Genomic DNA, 17,497 nt, shown 5'->3' with positions numbered 1-17,497 from the left:
AATGGGTTTGTCTGTAGGCATTGTGGGTTTGCCTAATGTGGGTAAATCTAGCACCTTTAACGCGCTCACTAAAACCCAAAACGCAGAAAGTGCAAACTACCCTTTTTGCACCATTGAGCCTAATAAAGCCATTGTGAATGTGCCTGATAAGCGGCTTGGTGCATTGGCTCAAATCGTAAAGCCTGAACGCATCTTGCATTCTGTGGTGGAGTTTGTGGATATTGCTGGGTTGATTAAAGGGGCGAGCAAGGGGGAGGGTTTGGGCAATCAATTTTTAGCCAATATCAAGGAATGCGAAGTGATCTTGCAAGTGGTGCGTTGTTTTGAAGATGACAATATCACGCATGTGAATGATAAAATTGACCCCCTAAATGATATAGAGACCATTGAATTGGAGTTGATTTTAGCGGATATTACCACTTTGGACAAAAGAATCGAACGCTTGCAAAAAGCCTTAAAAAGCTCAAAAGACGCTAAAAATCTTTTAGAATGCGCTTTGAGTTTAAAAACGCATTTAGAAGAATTAAAACCGGCGAAAACTTTTCCCTTAAATACAAGCGAGGCTTTTTTAGAATTGGATAAAGAATTGCGTTTTTTATCCCATAAAAAAATGATCTATATCGCTAATGTGGGCGAAGAAAATTTAAGCGATCTTAATGAGCATGCTAAAAAAGTCAAAGACCATGCGAAAGGGCAAAATAGCGAGTTTGTTGCCTTGTGTGCTAAATTAGAAGAAGAAATGGTTTCTATGAATGAAAATGAAGTCAAGGAATTTTTGCAAAGTTTAGGCGTAGAAGAAAGCGGGTTAGAAAAGACCATTCGTTTGAGTTTTAAAGAATTAGGCTTGATCAATTATTTTACCGCTGGGGTCAAAGAAGTGCGCTCATGGACGATCAAAAAAGGCTCTAGCGCACCTGTGGCTGCTGGGGTGATTCATAAGGATTTTGAAAAAGGCTTTATTAGAGCTGAAACCATCAGTTATGATGATTTTATCGCTTATAGGGGCGAAGCTGGAGCGAAAGAAAAGGGAGCATTACGCATTGAAGGTAAGGATTATATCGTTCAAGATGGCGATGTGTTGCATTTTCGCTTTAATGTTTAATTTAAAATACGATTAAGCGTTATTCCTCACAAAATAATTGATACAAGAAAAGAAGCCTTTTAAAAAAATCCATGTGGAATTGAGCGGTATTTGCGGATTACAATGCAGTTTTTGCCCTAACCCCAAAAATATAAGGGGTGTGATGCCTTTAGAATTATTTGAAAAGGTTTGCAAAGAAGCCGCCCCCTAACCCCTATTATCACCCTGCATGTCCTAGGTGATCCTTGCAAGCTCAAAAATTTAAACCTCTATCTCAATACCGCCAAACGCTTTTCTTTAAAAGTGGATTTAGTAACCAATGGGGTGTATTTGCATGACTTTGAAACGCTTTTACAAGATATAATTTATCAAATCTCTATTTCTTTAGACGCAGGGCCAGATGATCACACAAGCTCAACCAACACCGCTATATCCAAAAAATTTTAGAATTTTGCCGCTACAAATTTGAAAAAAATAGCGAAGTGTTTTTGAATTTACGCATTCAAGACAGCACCCTTGAAAAACACCACCATTCAATCAAGCCTTTTTTGGAAACGTTTGAGGTTATTTCTTTGGAAGCGTTAAAATCACAAGACTGCACTCGTTTGTTTAAAAAAGGTTTTTTGAATATTCAAAAAACCTTTAAATGGTCGAGTTTGAACGCCCTAAATCCTTTAAACCAACTAGCAAAATCCCCCTATTGCTACGGACTGATTGAACAAATCGCTATTTTATCTAATGGTGTTGTCATGCCGTGTTGCATGGACATGCAAGCCAGTATTAGCTTTAGCAATTTAAACCATACGCCTTTAAAAGATATTTTAAAAAGCCAAAAATCTACCGCTATCAAAACCCATTTTTTAAAGGGCGAAGTGCTAGAGTTGTTATGCAAAAATTGCTCTTACCCATTAATTCGCTATAAAAAATAAACCCAACTTAACTTTTCATAACAAATTGTAAATGATATTATCTTAACGGCTTAGTCGCAAAAAGATAATTTTAAGATAATTTTAATAATAGTTTTTATAATATACTTTGGTTTGATTTTAATTAACGAAAGGTTATTATATGAACGATTATTTTAGGATAAAATCCCCTTCCTTTTTAGCATTGGGTACTTTGACTTTTTTCTCTTTCTACTCTTTTGTCAATGCAAAAGAACATCATCATACTTTACAAAAAGTTACAACCACCGAGCAAAAATTCAGCTCAAGTGCGCCACTTTCTTGGCAAAGTGAAGAAGTGCGTGACTCCACAAGTTCTCGCACGGTGATTTCAAACAAACAACTCAAAAAAACGGGTAATTTAAACATTGAAAACGCCTTGCAAAATGTGCCCGGTCTTCAAATCAGAGACGCTACGGGCACAGGCGTGCTACCTAAAATTTCGGTGCGCGGTTTTGGTGGAGGCGGTAATGGGCATAGCAACACTAACATGATTTTAGTCAATGGCATCCCTATTTATGGAGCGCCGTATTCTAATATTGAATTGGCTATTTTCCCCGTAACCTTTCAATCAGTAGATAGGATTGATGTGATTAAGGGAGGCACGAGCGTCCAATACGGGCCCAACACTTTTGGGGGCGTGGTGAATATCATCACAAAAGAAATCCCTAAAGAGTGGGAAGATCAAGCGGCTGAAAGGATTACTTTTTGGGGGCGATCATCCAATGGGAGTTTTGTCGATCCTGAAGAAAAAGGCAAGCCACTAGCCCAAACTTTAGGCAACCAGATGCTTTTTAACACTTATGTGAGAACGGCCGGGATGCTAGGAAAACATGTAGGCATTAGCGCACAAGCGAACTGGATCAATGGGCAGGGTTTCAGGCAAAATAGCCCCACAGGGGTGCAAAACTACTTGTTTGATGCGATTTATAAAATCAATCCAAGCAACACTTTTAAAGCCTATTATCAATATTATAAATACAATTCCTACCATCCGGGTACTTTGAGCGCACAAGATTACGCCTATAACCGCTTCATGAACGAGCGCCCTAACAATCAAGATGGAGGGCGAGCCAAACGCTTTGGGATCGTGTATCAAAACTACTTTGGCAATCCAGATAGCGGCGTGGGAGGGGATTTTAAATTCACTTATTTCACGCATGACATGAGCAGGGATTTTGGGTATTCTAACCAATACCAAAGCGTGTATATGAGCAGTCAAAACAAGATTTTACCTTTTAATGGAAAGGGGAAAATTAGTGCAAAAAACCCTAATTGCGGATTGTATTCTTACAGCGATACGAGCAGTCCTTGTTGGCTATTTTTTGACAATATCCGCCGCTTCGTATTGAATGCTTTTGAGCCCAAACTCAATCTCGTGGTCAATACCGGCAAAGTCAAACAAACATTCAACATGGGGATGCGGTTTTTAACTGAAGATTTATACCGCCGATTCACCACCAGGAAAAACCCTAGCGTGCCTAACAATGGGTTTGATCCAGGGACTTCTCTCAATAATTTTAACAATTACACTTCTGTGTATGCTAGCGATGAAATCAATTTCAATGACGGCATGCTGACAATCACACCAGGATTGAGATACACTTTTTTAAATTACGAAAAAAAAGATGTCCCTCCTTTTAAAGAAGGGCAAACCCCAAAAACCATTAAAGATCGTTATAACCAGTGGAATCCGGCGGTGAGTGTGGGCTATAAACCCATTAAGGATTGGTTGTTTTATTTCAACTACCAAAGAAGTTATATTCCGCCACAATTCAGCAATATCGGTAGTTTTGTGGGCACAAGCACGGATTATTTTCAAATCTTTAATGTCATGGAAGGCGGCTCACGCTATTATTTCAACAATCAAGTGAGTTTTAATGCGAATTATTTTGTGATTTTTGCGAACCACTATTTTACTGGGCGCTATGGGGATAACAGAGAGCCGGTCAATGCGAGATCGCAAGGCGTGGAGTTGGAGTTGTATTACACGCCTATTAGAGGGCTCAATTTCCATGCGGCTTACACTTTTATAGACGCCACTATCACAAGCCACACGATGGTCACCAACCCTGCTGCACCTAAAGGGCCTAAAAAAGATATTTTTGGCAAAAAACTCCCTTTTGTGAGCCCACACCAGTTTATTTTAGATGCGAGTTACACTTACGCTAAAACCACGATTGGGTTAAGCTCTTTCTTTTATAGCCGCACTTACACGGATGTGCTCAACACCGTGCCTTTTACAGAATACGCGCCCACGATTAAAAATGGGGCTATCACTACCAAAACGGCGGGCATGACGCCGTGGTATTGGGTGTGGAATTTGCAAATTTCCAGCACTTTGTGGGAACGAAAAAATCAAAGCGTGAGCGCGAGCTTGCAAGTCAATAACATTTTTAATATGAAGTATTGGTTTAGCGGGATAGGCACTAGCCCTAATGGTAAAGAAGCCGCTCCTCCTAGAAGCATCACAGCGTATGTGAGCTATAATTTTTAAACCCCTCTAATAAGCCCCCAAAGGGGTTTTGAGCGTTATTCTCTCAAGATATTGAAGTTTTAAAATCTCTAAAATCGTAAAAATCCCACTAACAAATTGCTTAATCTTTCAACCTCATTTTAGTCTAAAGCAGATGGATTTTCATTAATTACAGAAAAAACAAGGAGCAAAAAAGCTAGGCGCATTAAAAAATAGGAAAATTGATACTCAAAAGGCTTTATTCTCATCAAATGGATAAACCCCAATATTGATTTTATTTATTTTTAAAAAATGGGATTTTTAAATCTTACTTTATCATTTTGTGTAAAAACCCCCTTTTTTAAGGAGATAGAGATTTGAAAGAGTTCTCGCACAACCCTTAAAATCTCGCTAACCCCTACCAAGTTACAAGGGACTATCGCTTATGCAAACTCTTTATTATTCAATCTTTAAAAAATACCTTTGAGCGTTTTTAAGTTTTACCACCCAATGAAAACAAAGCCAAAAAATTTTACATATTTTTATGAAATGCGTTAGAATGTTTTAGTGCAAGGTTATTTTAACTCCATCAATCATTGGATTTTAAAGATTTTTGCGTAATAAAAATTAATCGTTAGCACAAAAAAAAGCTCAAAGCCTAAAGATTTTAAAAAACGGCGGTTTTAGGGGGCAGTGGCTTTAAAAAAAGTTATAAGAGCTCTCTTTTTCAAAAGGGCAAGACGGCTATTTTTTCTCGCTATGTTCTTCGGTTTTATGAGACTCGTTAGAGTTGCCGTGCTTTTCAAGCTCTTGTTGCAAGGCTTGTCGCTTCTCTTTTTTAGAGAGACGGCGCTTTTTCTTGGCTTTCTTTTTCTTTTTTGACGGAGACGCCTCTTGTGATGGAGACACTTCCTCTTTTGAAGCTGTTTCTTTGGATGCGTTGGTATTAGTGTTAGCATTAGCGTTATTGCCAACATTACCGATCAAAGGGACTGGAGTTGGAGTGGCGTCGTTCTTGACTTTTTGGGAATTCCCTATGAAATCAGGGCTGTCGCTATGAGATTGGATCTCCCCATCGCTTCTTTTTTGGAATGCCTCTTCAGTGTTTTTCTTAGCTAATTCTTCCATTTCTTTAAGAGCGGTTGCATCCACTTTTTTAGCCTTTTCTTTTTGGCTCACCCTAACCATGCTGATCAGATATTTGATATACCCATCATACATATCCCCAAACTGCTCATGCAAAGCCCCAAAATCTGAGCCCTTATAAAGCCAGTTGAACAAAGGGAGTGAAAGCTCTGTCCCTAAATCTTTAAGCACATGTTTATAAAACTTTTCTCTGTCATTCACCACAAAAGAAACTTTGCCATCTTTATGCTCATAATAACAAACCTTTTGCTCCACACAGCTTTCCAAACTCGCTTTAAAGAAAGCTCCAAAAGCGGCTAAATCGCCCTTACTCATCTTGGTTTCGGAATACTCGTTAAAACCCTTCACACGCTCTTTTTCCAAATTAACCATGTTTTTTAAGACTCTTTTGCGATCCTTTTTCACATTCCCTGTAGATTTGTCATAAAACATAACATTCGGATCAACCGTAGTGCTGATAGTCGTATCTGCATTAAGCAAAAAAACTGTCGCCGTTAAAAGAAATAAAATCCGTTTCAAACCAAACTCCTATATACATCATCGCAACAAAAATAGATACTGCTTCTCATTAAGTCCTCTTTTGTTTATAAAACCCATCTAGAATGCAAGTTATTTCAGTCGTTTTAAAATACAGACTTTCAAAGGGTCTTTATTATTGGGCATGATACTATAAATATCCAAAAAATACAAACACCTTCTCTATATTTTAAACCCTAACTAACGCTAAAAATCAAAAACGCCCCACCAAAACACCTTAAGCATGCTGATGACGGCTCATTTTCTTCTCTTTTTTTCCCTTTCTCTCATGATGATGGAAAGGGCCTTCACATGTGCAATCATGCAGATCCAACCCTTCTTGGCGGTATTCTTTCATCGTCATCGTTTTCTTTTTATTGGCGATCGCTTCAAGGATTTCTTTTTTACGCTTACTGCGATCTTCTTGGCTCAAAGAAGCTAAATTCTTATCCATCGCTTTTTTGAAATCCGCTTTATAATTTTGACGCTCTTCTTCTTTCATCGCTTTTAATCGCTTACTCACTTCTGCACGAAACTCAGGGACTTCGCTAGGAGCGACTTTCCCTGCTTGCTCCAACAGTTGCTTGTTATCCATGCTCTTAAAATCGCTCGCATTCAAAAAAAGCCCTAAAAAAGATTCCGCCAATAACAAAGAAAACGCTAATTTTTTCATCAAATACTCCCATTTCAAAATAATGAAACGGCTAGGATTTTACCATCTAATCCATTAAAAATAACTTATAGTTTTTATTTTTATGCAATATCAATAAGTTTTATTTATTAATACTCTTTAACTTTTTAAAAAAATGAGGTAGAAACTATCGCTTGATGAAAATCAAGCTTTTTTAATTGCAAAATATCTTTGCTATTTTTTAATGATGACAACCGCTTATAAATACGCGTTTCAAGTTTTTTACTTGAGCGGTTTTGCGGATTTTAAGAAAAAGATTTTGATGCGAGAAAGTTATAAAAGACTATAAAAAACCTTTTTTAACTCCCCCACTAAAAAGCGTTTTAAAAGCTTACAATGTAGCGCCAATAGAAAGCGTAGGGGCGGTGGAAAGTGAATTTATAAGTCGTCCCTTCAGGCACATTGTCCGCACTAGCGGTGTAGTAATTGTTACGAATGGTTTGGATTTTCAAGCCAATTTCAAAACCTTGGTGTTTAGTGCCTAAACGGATCCCTCCATTCACTAAGACTTGGAAATTTGAAGGGTGGAAACTCCCTCTATATTGGTTCGCCAAATCCTTAAAATAGTAGTTAGTGGGTCCCCAAGAAGTGCCCCCAATCGCAACGCCAAAGAAAAACCCAAAATGCAATTTCTCACGATTGAAAATAGCTGGGTTAAACAACACATCTGTGCCCGCACCATAGCCAAACATGAAGTTTTGAGCACCCTTGCGAGCGTCTTGCATGCCATAATTATTAAAAGTATTATATCTATAATAAGAGCTTGCAAAATCAAAGAACCCATAATAACGGAATCCAAATTGCGGAGACTTTTTCAAAAAATGCTTATACCCTACAATAAAACCAAAACCATTGATGGGGTATTGTTGGTTACTCAAGCCCTTATACCCACGAGTCCCCAAAGCACCATGGGTAAGCCCTCCTGTTGGATTGCTTGCTGTAGGCATGTTAGGCGTGTTAGAGCCATAACCCCCACTTTGACTGCCATTGCAATTGCCATTGGAACAGTTTTGAGCGGTCGTGCTAAGCATACCTAACTGATAGTCAATCCCTATAAAAGCGGCATTCCTTTCGCCCTTTTTGATGGGGCTTGTCTTGATAGTGCTTTCTTGCTTGGGAGCCTCTGCTGACAATAAACTTGTCATTACTAGAGAGACAGCACTCGCTATAACAGATTTTTTCATGTATTCCTTCCTTCTACTTTTCTCATCTGAGTTTTAAATGCTACATTCTACTATAAAATTACTTGCTTTTTGATTAAAATAGCGATTGAATAAAAACAATTTGGAGTAAAAATCCATTTTAGGAATTTTTTTTAACAAAAATCCCTAAATCCCCTCTCGCTTTTTTGATAAAACTAAATAGATTAGAGATGCTCTTTCACGCCCTCTAACACACTTTTAAAGGCTTGCATGTCATTCATGGCCATGTCTGCTAGAATCTTGCGATCTAACTCAATGTTAGCCACTTTTAAGGCATGCATGAAGCGTGAATAACTTGTATCATGCATTCTGCAAGCCGCATTGATCCTTACCACCCACAAACTCCTAAACTCTCTTTTCTTTTGTTTGCGGTCTCTAAAGGCGTAATACATGCTCCTTTCAAGCTGTTCTTTAGCCTTTCTAAAATGCTTTCTTCTGCCACTATAAAACCCTCTAGCGAGTTTTAAGACTTTTTTATGGCGTCTTCTGCGCACAACACCTGTTTTAACTCTCATTTCTTTACCTTTCTTTTTAAAATATTTTTAGGTGCGTTTTTTAAACGACTTTCCCTTAAATAAGGGGCTTAAATCCACTAACTAACAATTCTTAAGCCTTGCAAAGCAACGACATGACAGAATGTGTATTAGCTTGATGGACATGTTTTGGCGCATTCAAACTAGCTTTACGCTTAGGGCTTTTTTTAGTCAAAATATGGCTTTTAAAAGCGCTACCGCGTTTGATCAAATTTTTTTTGACTTTGAAACGCTTGGACGCACCGCGATTAGTCTTCATTTTTGGCATGATTTTCTCCTTTCATAAGGTTAATATTATTAAAAGGCGGATTATTTTCTTTAGTTTTCTTTTCGTTTTTAGAGGCTTCTTTAGCTTTAGGCACAAACATCCAAGAAACAAAACGACCTTCCGTTTTTGGCTCTTTTTCAGGGTTAGCCAAATCTTCCATCATGGCTTGGACTCTAAAAAGCACATCCAACCCAGCTCTTGAGTTTTGGCTCTCCCTACCCCTTAAAACCACTTTGAATTTGACATGTTTATTCGCTTCAATAAATTCTCTCGCATGCTTGACTTTATAGTTAATATCATTTTGCGCGATTTGAGTGGAAAGCTTGATCTCTTTGATTTCAATTTGCTTTTGCTTTTTCTTAGCTTCCTTGATTTTCTTTTCATTTTGGTAGCGGAATTTATTGTAATCCATCACCTTACACACAGGGGGTTTTGCACTCGCTGAAATCAAAACTAAATCCAAGCCCAAATTTTGAGCGATATTTAGGGCTTCTCTAGAAGAAATGATCCCATACACTTCGCCATTATCACCCACGCAACGCACTTCTTTAAAATTAATGTCTCCATTTAACAACACTTCGTTTCTACTCAAAAACTAACCTCTTGCATTTTAGATTCAACCATGTTTAAAAACTCCTTTAAGGGCATTTTATATTGAGCTTGTTTTTCTCTGTCTCTAATGGATAAGATTTCTGTCTCCATTTCCTCATTCCCTAAAACTAGAATCATAGGGATTTTTTGTTTTTCGGCTAAACGCACTTTTTTATTCAAGCTGTCATTTTTATCCAGCACTTCTACAAAAATATCGCGCTTTTTTAGTTCTTCTTTTAATTTCAAAGCAAAAACATGATGCTCTTCATTAATAGGAATGAGAACGATTTGAGTGGGTGCGACAAAGAAAGGGAAATTCCCCCAAAAATGTTCGCTTAAAATCGCAATAAACCTTTCAAACGAGCCTAAAATCGCTCTGTGGATCATCACAGGCTGTTCAGCGTTATTATGCTCATTCGTAAAAGCGAGTTTGAAGCGTTCAGGCAAATTCATATCCACTTGGATCGTGCCGCACTGCCATTTGCGCTTCAAAGCGTCGGTGATTTTAATATCAATCTTAGGCCCATAAAAAGCCCCTCCCCCTTCATCAATCTTATAATTAATGTGATGCTCTTTCAAGGCTTCTTTTAAAGCGTTGGTGGCCTTTTCCCAGACTTTATCATCGCCTATGGATTTAGCTGGCCTTGTGGAAAGCTCCATTTCATAGCTAAAATCAAACGCTTTCATGATCTTATGCGTAAAATCTAAAATCGCGCTCACTTCGCTTTGAATCTGTTCAAAAGAGCAAAAAATATGTGCATCATCTTGGGTAAATTCCCTAACCCTTAAAAGCCCATGCAACACGCCGCTTTTTTCATGCCGATGCACCACGCCGTATTCATAAAACCTTAAAGGCAAGTCTCTATAACTGTGTAAAGCACTTTGATAGACTTTAATATGCCCCACGCAATTCATAGGCTTTATGCCGTATTCTTGCTCATCAATCGTGGTGAAATACATGTTTTCTTTGTAATTGTCATAATGCCCGCTGATTTTCCACACATCGCTTTTTAAGATCTCAGGGCCTTTGACCGGCTCATAGCCTCTTAAAAGTAACGCCTTACTCAATAAATCCTCTATGCGTTTCCTAAGCCTTGCCCCTTTAGGCAACCACAAAGGCAAGCCCGCCCCTATTTCATCATCAAAGCTAAAAAGCCCTAGCTCCACGCCTAGCTTTCTGTGATCTCGTTTTTTTGCTTCTTCTATTTGAAAAAGATAGTCTTTTAAGCCCTCTTTAGTGGCAAAAGCGATGCCATAAATCCTAATAAGCATTTCATTTTTTTCATCGCCACCCAAATAAGCCCCAGCTAATTTAGTGAGCTTGAAATGGTTTAAAAAGCGAGTGTTTGGGAGGTGCGGTCCCTTACACAAATCTTCAAACCCGCCTTGTTGATACACGCCAAATGCATCGCCACTGATTTTACTCATGACCGCATGCTTTAATTCATCGCCCTTAAAACGCTCCAAGGCTTGCTCTTTGGTTAAAACTTCTTTAGTGATAGCGAGCTTTGATTTTGCAAACTCTTTCATTTTCGCTTCAATTTTAGGCAAATCTTCTTCGCTGATTTTTGAAGCGGTTTTGAAATCATAATAAAAGCCTTCTTCCACCACAGGGCCTACAAAAAATTTCGCGTCCGGATAAAGGGCTTTCAAGCTTTGTGCAAGCAAGTGTGCACATGAATGCCTGATCACTTCTAAAGCCAAAGGCGAATCATCAAAATATATCGGCTCGCTCCCTTTTAACGCCTTAACCCCATCGCTTAGTCCTAAAACTTTCGCGCTCTCCAAATCTATTATTTGCTCGTCTTTATAAACGGCAATCAATTCCGCACTCATTCTTTAAAACTTATGTTTCCTTTCTTAATACTTTTTTGATGCTTTTAGCAATCTTTTGAGCCAAACCCGCATTGCACTTGTGCATCCACTTTCTCAGCTTTAGGGTCGCTCATAGGCTGCAAGCATGCTTGCAAAAACACTACACAAAGTGCATTGAATAACCACTGTAACCACTGCCTATACAAAATCGCCCCTTTCTATTCAAAAATACCGCTCATTATACAATAAAATCATAAACCAATAAAACGCTCACCCCGTTTAAAAAGCTTAACACACAAACTAGCTAAAACTAAAGCTCTATCATGCTATCATTATCAGGTTTTTATTTTAAGAGACTTAATGGTAATTTTAAGGGAGTTTTGTGCGATATATCAAGTTTTTCAAAGAGTTGAACAATAAAGATGTGAATCTAGTTGGGGGCAAGAACGCTAGCATTGGCGAGATGTTTCAAGAATTAGTGCCTATTGGCATTAAAGTGCCTGATGGTTTTGCGATCACGAGCGAAGCGTATTGGTATCTTTTAGAGCAAGGTGGGGCTAAGCAAAAAATCATAGAGCTTTTAGAAAATGTTGATGCCACTGAAATTGATGTGCTAAAAATCCGATCCAAACAAATCAGAGAGCTTATTTTTGGCACGCCTTTTCCAAGCGATTTAAGGGATGAGATTTTTCAAGCTTATGAAATTTTAAGCCAACAATACAACATGAAAGAAGCCGATGTAGCTGTAAGAAGTTCCGCTACCGCCGAAGATTTACCGGACGCTTCTTTTGCTGGGCAGCAAGACACTTATTTAAACATTAAGGGTAAAACAGAGTTGATCCATTATATCAAGTCTTGTTTGGCGTCGCTTTTTACGGATAGAGCGATTAGTTATAGGGCGAGTCGTGGGTTTAATCATTTAAAAGTCGCGCTGAGTGTGGGGGTGCAAAAAATGGTGCGAGCGGATAAAGGCAGCGCGGGAGTGATGTTTTCTATTGACACTGAAACCGGCTTTAAAGATGCGGTGTTTATCACTTCAGCTTGGGGGTTAGGCGAAAATGTGGTGGGTGGCACGATAAACCCTGATGAATTTTATGTGTTTAAGCCCACTTTAGAGCAAAACAAACGCCCTATTATCAAACGACAGCTCGGCAATAAAACGCAAAAAATGGTCTATGCCCCAAGAGGTAGCGAACACCCCACTAGAAACATTAAAACCACCAAAAAAGAATGGCAATCCTTTTCATTGAGCGATGAAGATGTGCTGATTTTAGCCAAATACGCCATTGAAATTGAAAAACATTACTCTAAAGAAGCCAAACAATACCGCCCCATGGATATAGAATGGGCTAAAGATGGCGATAGTGGGGAAATCTTTATCGTTCAAGCACGCCCAGAAACCGTTCAAAGCCAAAAAAGTAAAGAAGAAAGTCAAGTCTTTGAAAAATTCAAATTCAAAAACCCTAACGAAAAAAAAGAGATTATCTTACAAGGCAGAGCGATTGGCAGTAAAATTGGCTCAGGAAAAGTGCGCATCATCAATGACTTGGAACACATGAATTCTTTTAAAGAGGGCGAAATTTTAGTTACGGATAATACCGACCCAGATTGGGAGCCTTGCATGAAAAAAGCAAGCGCGGTTATCACCAATCGTGGGGGGCGCACTTGCCATGCCGCTATTGTGGCTAGAGAAATTGGCGTGCCAGCGATTGTTGGCGTGAGCGGAGCGACTGATAGCCTTTATACCGGCATGGAAATCACGGTTTCTTGCGCTGAGGGTGAAGAAGGTTATGTGTATGCGGGCATTTATGAGCATGAGATTGAAAGGGTGGAGCTTTCCAACATGCAAGAAACCCAAACAAAGATTTATATTAATATTGGAAACCCTGAAAAGGCCTTTGGATTTTCTCAACTCCCTAATCACGGCGTGGGGTTGGCTAGAATGGAAATGATTATTCTAAATCAAATCAAAGCCCACCCTTTAGCTTTAGTGGATCTGCACCACAAAAAAAGCGTGAAAGAAAAAAATGAAATTGAAAACCTTATGGCAGGCTATACTAACCCTAAAGATTTTTTTGTGAAAAAAATCGCTGAAGGCATTGGCATGATAAGTGCAGCGTTTTATCCTAAACCTGTCATTGTAAGGACTAGCGATTTCAAATCCAATGAATACATGCGAATGCTTGGCGGCTCTAGCTATGAACCCAATGAAGAAAACCCCATGCTTGGCTATAGGGGGGCTAGTCGGTATTATTCAGAAAGCTATAACGAAGCGTTTTCGTGGGAGTGTGAAGCTTTAGCGTTAGTGAGAGAAGAAATGGGCTTAACCAACATGAAAGTGATGATCCCTTTTTTGCGCACCATTGAAGAGGGTAAAAAAGTCTTAGAAATCTTAAGAAAAAACAATTTAGAATCCGGTAAAAATGGGCTTGAAATTTATATCATGTGTGAATTACCGGTCAATGTTATTTTGGCTGATGATTTCTTAAGCTTGTTTGATGGCTTTTCTATTGGCTCAAACGATTTAACCCAACTCACCCTAGGCGTGGATAGAGACAGCGAATTAGTCAGCCATGTCTTTGATGAAAGGAATGAAGCGATGCTAATAATGTTTAAAAAAGCGATTGAAGCTTGTAAAAGGCACAACAAATATTGCGGGATTTGCGGGCAAGCCCCAAGCGATTACCTTGAAGTGGCAGAGTTTTTAGTCAAAGAGGGCATCACTTCCATTTCTTTAAACCCTGATAGCGTGATCCCCACTTGGAACGCCATAGCCAAGTTAGAAAAAGAGTTAAAAAGATAATTCCAAACGCCCACCAACTTAAAATGATTTTATGGGGTAAAATACCCCATATCCCCTAAAAAGTTTTACCCTAAAATAAAGCGGTCAAAACTCTTGCAATTTAAAGTCAATTTAAGATCATTAGGCACAATAGCCGTAAAAATTTAAGGCTGTGTTTGAAAATTCTGTTTATCGTTTGCCTCTTTTTATCGTTGAACCCACTCTTTTTAGAAGCTAACGAAATCACTTGGTCTCAATTCTTGGAAAACTTTAAAAATAAAGACGAACCTAAAAAACCCAAAAAACCAACCACTAACGAGCCAGTTTTAGACAAAAACCAGCAAATCTTAAAAAGCGCTTTGGAAAAAAGCCTTAAATTCTTTTTCATTTTTGGATACAACTATTCGCAAGCCACTTTTTCAACCTCTAATCAAAGCTTGACTCTTGTAGCTAATAGCATAGGGTTTAACACCGCTACCGGCTTAGAGCATTTTTTAAGAAACCACCCTAAGATCGGTTTTAGAGTCTTTAGTGCCTATAACTATTTTCATTCTGTTTCCCTCTCTCAACCTCAAATTTTAATGGTGCAAAATTATGGGGGTGGGTTAGATTTTTCTTTTATTTTTGCAGATAAAAAACCTTATCGTTTTAGGAGTTATTTGGGTATCGCTTTAGAGCAAGGGGTGTTATTAGTGGATACGATTAGACCAGGTGCTATCACAACAATCATTCCAAGAACCAAAAAAACCTTTTTTCAAGCCCCCTTTCGCTTTGGTTTTATCGTGGATTTTATCGGCTATTTGTCCTTGCAATTAGGGATTGAAATGCCTTTAGTAAGAAGCGTCTCTTACATTTATAACAACCATCAAGAAAAATTCAAACCACGATTTAACGCTAACCTCTCTTTAGTCGTTTCCTTTTAAACAAGCCCATAACTTTTCTAGGGTATTTTAAAAGCATGGAAAAAACATTCGCTTGAATGCCGTTTTCTTTGCACGCTCTTATGTTTTCTTTATTCCTTAATAAAAGGCTTTTAAACCCTTTCGTGCTAGCCCCACCGGTGCGCATGATTACTAACACTTCTTTCAAGTAAGAAAAGCTTATTTTTTGCACCACAAACAAGCGGATAATCATCTCAAAATCCGCTGAAATCTTATAATCGGTTTTGTATAGCCCATAGCGTTCATAGATCTCTTTTTTGACAAAGAGCGTGGGGTGTGCTGGCACGACGCCATAAAGTAAAGTTTTAGGGTGAAACTCCCCACTTTCATAATAGCGCACCACTTTTTCTAAACAATTAGGCTTGACAAAAACCAGATCTGCATACACGCTATTGCAGCATTTGTTTTCAAACTCGTGCACCACTTTTTCTAAAACAAACTCATCTTTGTAAAAATCATCGCTATTCAATAAAGCGATAATATCCCCACTTGCACGCCTTATGCCCTTATTCATGGCGTCATAAATGCCTTTATCTTTTTCACTCACTACGCAAGCGATTTCGTCTTTATATTTTTGAATGATTTCTAAAGTGCTATCCGTGCTAGATCCGTCTATAATGATGTATTCAATATTTTTATAGGTTTGATTAAGTACGGAAAGAATGGTGTCTTCAATGGTTTTTTCACTATTAAAACACGCCGTGATCACTGAAACTTTTAGCAATTAAACCCTTTTATAATAAACTCCCCCCAACTAAGTTTTAAACAGATTCACTTGTTTGTCTAAATTCTTGGTTGTTTCACTCACATGCGTAGCGATCTTTAAAATATCTGAATAGTCAGCTAAAGTTTTAGAAGCCACTTTTTCAACCTTTATAAAATCACTTACCATCGCTTCAATTTGGCGTCCGGATTTGGCGTAATCGTCCATGCTTTGATTGCTGTCTAAAACGACTGAACTTAAATTAGCACTCATTTTTTCATAAGTTTCTTGCACGCTTTTACTCATATCGCTCAAACGCTCCATTTTTTGCGAATTGAGATTCATTTGCGAGCTCACATCATTAATTTCTTGGACAATCACCATGATAGTAGAGTTGATTTCCGCTAAAGACTTTTGAGTGCGTCCGGCTAAATTCCTAACTTCATCAGCCACCACCGCAAAGCCTCTGCCATGCTCACCGGCTCTTGCGGCTTCAATAGCAGCGTTTAGGGCTAATAAATTCGTTTGATCAGCAATATCATTGATAATATCCAAAATGGATTTGACATCATCAGCGTTGCGGCTCAATTGTTCCACTTTATTAGACAGCTCTTCTTCAGTGTGTGCGGCCTCTATGATTTGATAAAACAAATCTCCGATCGCATCCTTGCTCTCTTTCACAAGCCCTTGCGTTTCAATCAAACGCTTCCTTAACCCTTGAGACTGCTCTATAGAAGCGCTCATCACGCTAGCCACATCAGTGGCTTTATCTTTCACAGAATTTAAGGTGGTTGAGGAATTTTTCATGCTCTCTTGGGTTTCTTTTGTGATTTGGACTAATTTGTCCATTGAAGTCTTATTGAGAGTGGAAATCCCCTTAGTCTCTTCTATAATCAAACGGGCTTTTTCTACAAACAAATTGACTCCATGCCCCACTTGCGAGATTTCATCGTTGCGATCATCCACATCAATTTTGGCTCTCAAATCCTTATCCCCATGGCTAAAAGCGTTGATCTTAAGGACTAGATCATCAATGCGTTTCACGATCTTTAATTTCGCATATATCAGCGTTAAAACCGCTAACGCTATTGTTGCTATCAATATCCAAAGGAATAATTTTGCGGTGCTTTCATTGAAAGCCTTCTCTATGTCTTCTTTAATCGCCCTATTCTCGGCGTCAATATCAGTGTAGTAAGAAGTCGCTGCGATCACCATTTGAGACACTTCATCATAATGTGAGTAAGCGAATTTTTTCTCCGGCACGCCCCCACCGTACTTGGGCATTTTATAATAAGTGTAGCCTCCCCCTTTTTTAGCCGCCTCCAAATAGCCCTTAACATAATACACCCCATCAACGCTTTGCAAGCTAATCCCTGATTGGCCTATGGTTTTGGGATTGACAGGATCAAACAATACCACCCCATTTTTATCCACCACCACTATATAAATCATGCCTTTATCATCATTAATGCGTTTAAAATAATCCAGTGCCATTTTTCTTGCGGTAGCATTATCAAAATTTTTGTAATACTCATGAATGCCTTGTTCAAGAATTTTGGTCATGTAAGCGAGCGTTTTTTCACGCTTTCTGTATTGCTCGGTTTCTAAATGCCCCATGATCTGCTCTAGCACATCTTTTTGCATAACCTTTACCAAACTAATGGACAACCCTCCTAAACCCAAAAGTGCAACTAACACGACCAGCACAATACGCACCCCCAATGAAGAAAATATTGAAGCAAACATCATTTATCTCCTATAATATCATTTTTAAGTCAAACCCCAGTTTTAGGGTTTAGCTTCTAAATGCCCCCCCCCCGAAAAATGAG

General features: G+C 38.6%; 14 protein-coding genes and 1 pseudogene. 5 read left to right on the top strand and 10 right to left on the bottom strand.

The genetic code is table 11. The features are described 5' to 3' along the window. Window position 1 precedes the first annotated feature (1 nt). The 3 genes and pseudogenes from ychF to DYI00_RS00425 all read left to right on the top strand — a co-directional run bounded on the left by ychF (window position 2) and on the right by DYI00_RS00425 (window position 4,522). Window positions 2–1,102: a redox-regulated ATPase YchF gene (gene ychF / locus DYI00_RS00435; RefSeq protein ID WP_011578261.1), complete on the top strand. Its 1,101-nt coding sequence runs from the start codon at window positions 2–4 to the stop codon at window positions 1,100–1,102. A gap of 142 nt (window positions 1,103–1,244) precedes the next feature. Then, window positions 1,245–2,010, top strand: a pseudogene (locus DYI00_RS00430) (radical SAM/SPASM domain-containing protein). Between the two features lie 139 nt (window positions 2,011–2,149). Then, window positions 2,150–4,522, top strand: coding sequence for a TonB-dependent receptor family protein (locus tag DYI00_RS00425; protein WP_011578265.1), 2,373 nt, complete (start codon window positions 2,150–2,152; stop codon window positions 4,520–4,522). Between the two features lie 702 nt (window positions 4,523–5,224). Here the strand turns inward: DYI00_RS00425 and DYI00_RS00420 are convergent. The 8 genes from DYI00_RS00420 to DYI00_RS07855 all read right to left on the bottom strand — a co-directional run bounded on the left by DYI00_RS00420 (window position 5,225) and on the right by DYI00_RS07855 (window position 11,448). Continuing rightward, entirely contained in the window at window positions 5,225–6,145 is a 921-nt protein-coding gene (locus DYI00_RS00420) for a hypothetical protein (RefSeq protein ID WP_104709201.1), read from the bottom strand. A gap of 235 nt (window positions 6,146–6,380) precedes the next feature. Continuing rightward, window positions 6,381–6,815, bottom strand: a complete 435-nt coding sequence (locus DYI00_RS00415) for a DUF1104 domain-containing protein (RefSeq protein ID WP_011578267.1) — start codon at window positions 6,813–6,815, stop codon at window positions 6,381–6,383. Between the two features lie 341 nt (window positions 6,816–7,156). After that, entirely contained in the window at window positions 7,157–8,017 is an 861-nt protein-coding gene (locus DYI00_RS00410) for an outer membrane protein (RefSeq protein ID WP_011578268.1), read from the bottom strand. Between the two features lie 182 nt (window positions 8,018–8,199). Next, window positions 8,200–8,550: a 50S ribosomal protein L20 gene (gene rplT / locus DYI00_RS00405; RefSeq protein WP_011578269.1), complete on the bottom strand. Its 351-nt coding sequence runs from the start codon at window positions 8,548–8,550 to the stop codon at window positions 8,200–8,202. 91 nt (window positions 8,551–8,641) lie between these two features. After that, the gene (gene rpmI, locus DYI00_RS00400; RefSeq protein ID WP_041600228.1) at window positions 8,642–8,836 is read right to left on the bottom strand and encodes a 50S ribosomal protein L35; all 195 of its coding nucleotides are present in this window, start codon (window positions 8,834–8,836) and stop codon (window positions 8,642–8,644) included. Further along, window positions 8,817–9,428: a translation initiation factor IF-3 gene (gene infC / locus DYI00_RS00395; RefSeq protein ID WP_011578270.1), complete on the bottom strand. Its 612-nt coding sequence runs from the start codon at window positions 9,426–9,428 to the stop codon at window positions 8,817–8,819. Before infC ends, rpmI begins: the two co-directional genes overlap by 20 nt. Next, window positions 9,425–11,263, bottom strand: a complete 1,839-nt coding sequence (gene thrS / locus DYI00_RS00390; RefSeq protein ID WP_011578271.1) for a threonine--tRNA ligase — start codon at window positions 11,261–11,263, stop codon at window positions 9,425–9,427. Before thrS ends, infC begins: the two co-directional genes overlap by 4 nt. 44 nt (window positions 11,264–11,307) lie before the next feature. Then, window positions 11,308–11,448, bottom strand: a complete 141-nt coding sequence (locus tag DYI00_RS07855; RefSeq protein WP_011578272.1) for a hypothetical protein — start codon at window positions 11,446–11,448, stop codon at window positions 11,308–11,310. A 176-nt stretch (window positions 11,449–11,624) separates the two neighbouring features. On the opposite strand from DYI00_RS07855, the gene ppsA reads away from it, so the two are divergent. Beyond that, a complete protein-coding gene (gene ppsA, locus DYI00_RS00385) occupies window positions 11,625–14,045 on the top strand; it encodes a pyruvate, water dikinase (protein ID WP_011578273.1) in 2,421 nt (806 codons plus the stop codon). 155 nt (window positions 14,046–14,200) lie between these two features. After that, window positions 14,201–14,947 (top strand): outer membrane beta-barrel protein, encoded by a 747-nt coding sequence (locus DYI00_RS00380; protein WP_104687672.1) that lies wholly within the window; start codon window positions 14,201–14,203, stop codon window positions 14,945–14,947. Here DYI00_RS00380 and DYI00_RS00375 read toward each other — a convergent pair. Continuing rightward, the gene (locus DYI00_RS00375) at window positions 14,919–15,689 is read right to left on the bottom strand and encodes a glycosyltransferase family 2 protein (protein ID WP_011578275.1); all 771 of its coding nucleotides are present in this window, start codon (window positions 15,687–15,689) and stop codon (window positions 14,919–14,921) included. The two genes, DYI00_RS00380 and DYI00_RS00375, sit on opposite strands and share 29 nt — an antisense overlap. A gap of 30 nt (window positions 15,690–15,719) precedes the next feature. Then, window positions 15,720–17,417 (bottom strand): methyl-accepting chemotaxis protein, encoded by a 1,698-nt coding sequence (locus DYI00_RS00370; protein ID WP_104709202.1) that lies wholly within the window; start codon window positions 17,415–17,417, stop codon window positions 15,720–15,722. Window positions 17,418–17,497: the final 80 nt, after the last annotated feature.

The organism is Helicobacter acinonychis (genome assembly GCF_900461455.1).
Classification (GTDB): domain Bacteria; phylum Campylobacterota; class Campylobacteria; order Campylobacterales; family Helicobacteraceae; genus Helicobacter; species Helicobacter acinonychis.
The sequence above is the reverse complement of the archived record's forward strand: the minus strand, read 5'-3'. Positions and strand labels throughout refer to the sequence as shown.

Bases quoted from the DNA above. Each gene is read 5' to 3' on its own strand.
- ychF (WP_011578261.1), top strand. From the start codon at position 2: ATGGGTTTGTCTGTAGGCATTGTGGGTTTGCCTAATGTGGGTAAATCT.
- DYI00_RS00425 (WP_011578265.1), top strand. From the start codon at position 2,150: ATGAACGATTATTTTAGGATAAAATCCCCTTCCTTTTTAGCATTGGGT.
- DYI00_RS00415 (WP_011578267.1), bottom strand. From the start codon at position 6,815: ATGAAAAAATTAGCGTTTTCTTTGTTATTGGCGGAATCTTTTTTAGGG.
- DYI00_RS00410 (WP_011578268.1), bottom strand. From the start codon at position 8,017: ATGAAAAAATCTGTTATAGCGAGTGCTGTCTCTCTAGTAATGACAAGT.
- rplT (WP_011578269.1), bottom strand. From the start codon at position 8,550: ATGAGAGTTAAAACAGGTGTTGTGCGCAGAAGACGCCATAAAAAAGTC.
- rpmI (WP_041600228.1), bottom strand. From the start codon at position 8,836: ATGCCAAAAATGAAGACTAATCGCGGTGCGTCCAAGCGTTTCAAAGTC.
- thrS (WP_011578271.1), bottom strand. From the start codon at position 11,263: ATGAGTGCGGAATTGATTGCCGTTTATAAAGACGAGCAAATAATAGAT.
- DYI00_RS00370 (WP_104709202.1), bottom strand. From the start codon at position 17,417: ATGATGTTTGCTTCAATATTTTCTTCATTGGGGGTGCGTATTGTGCTG.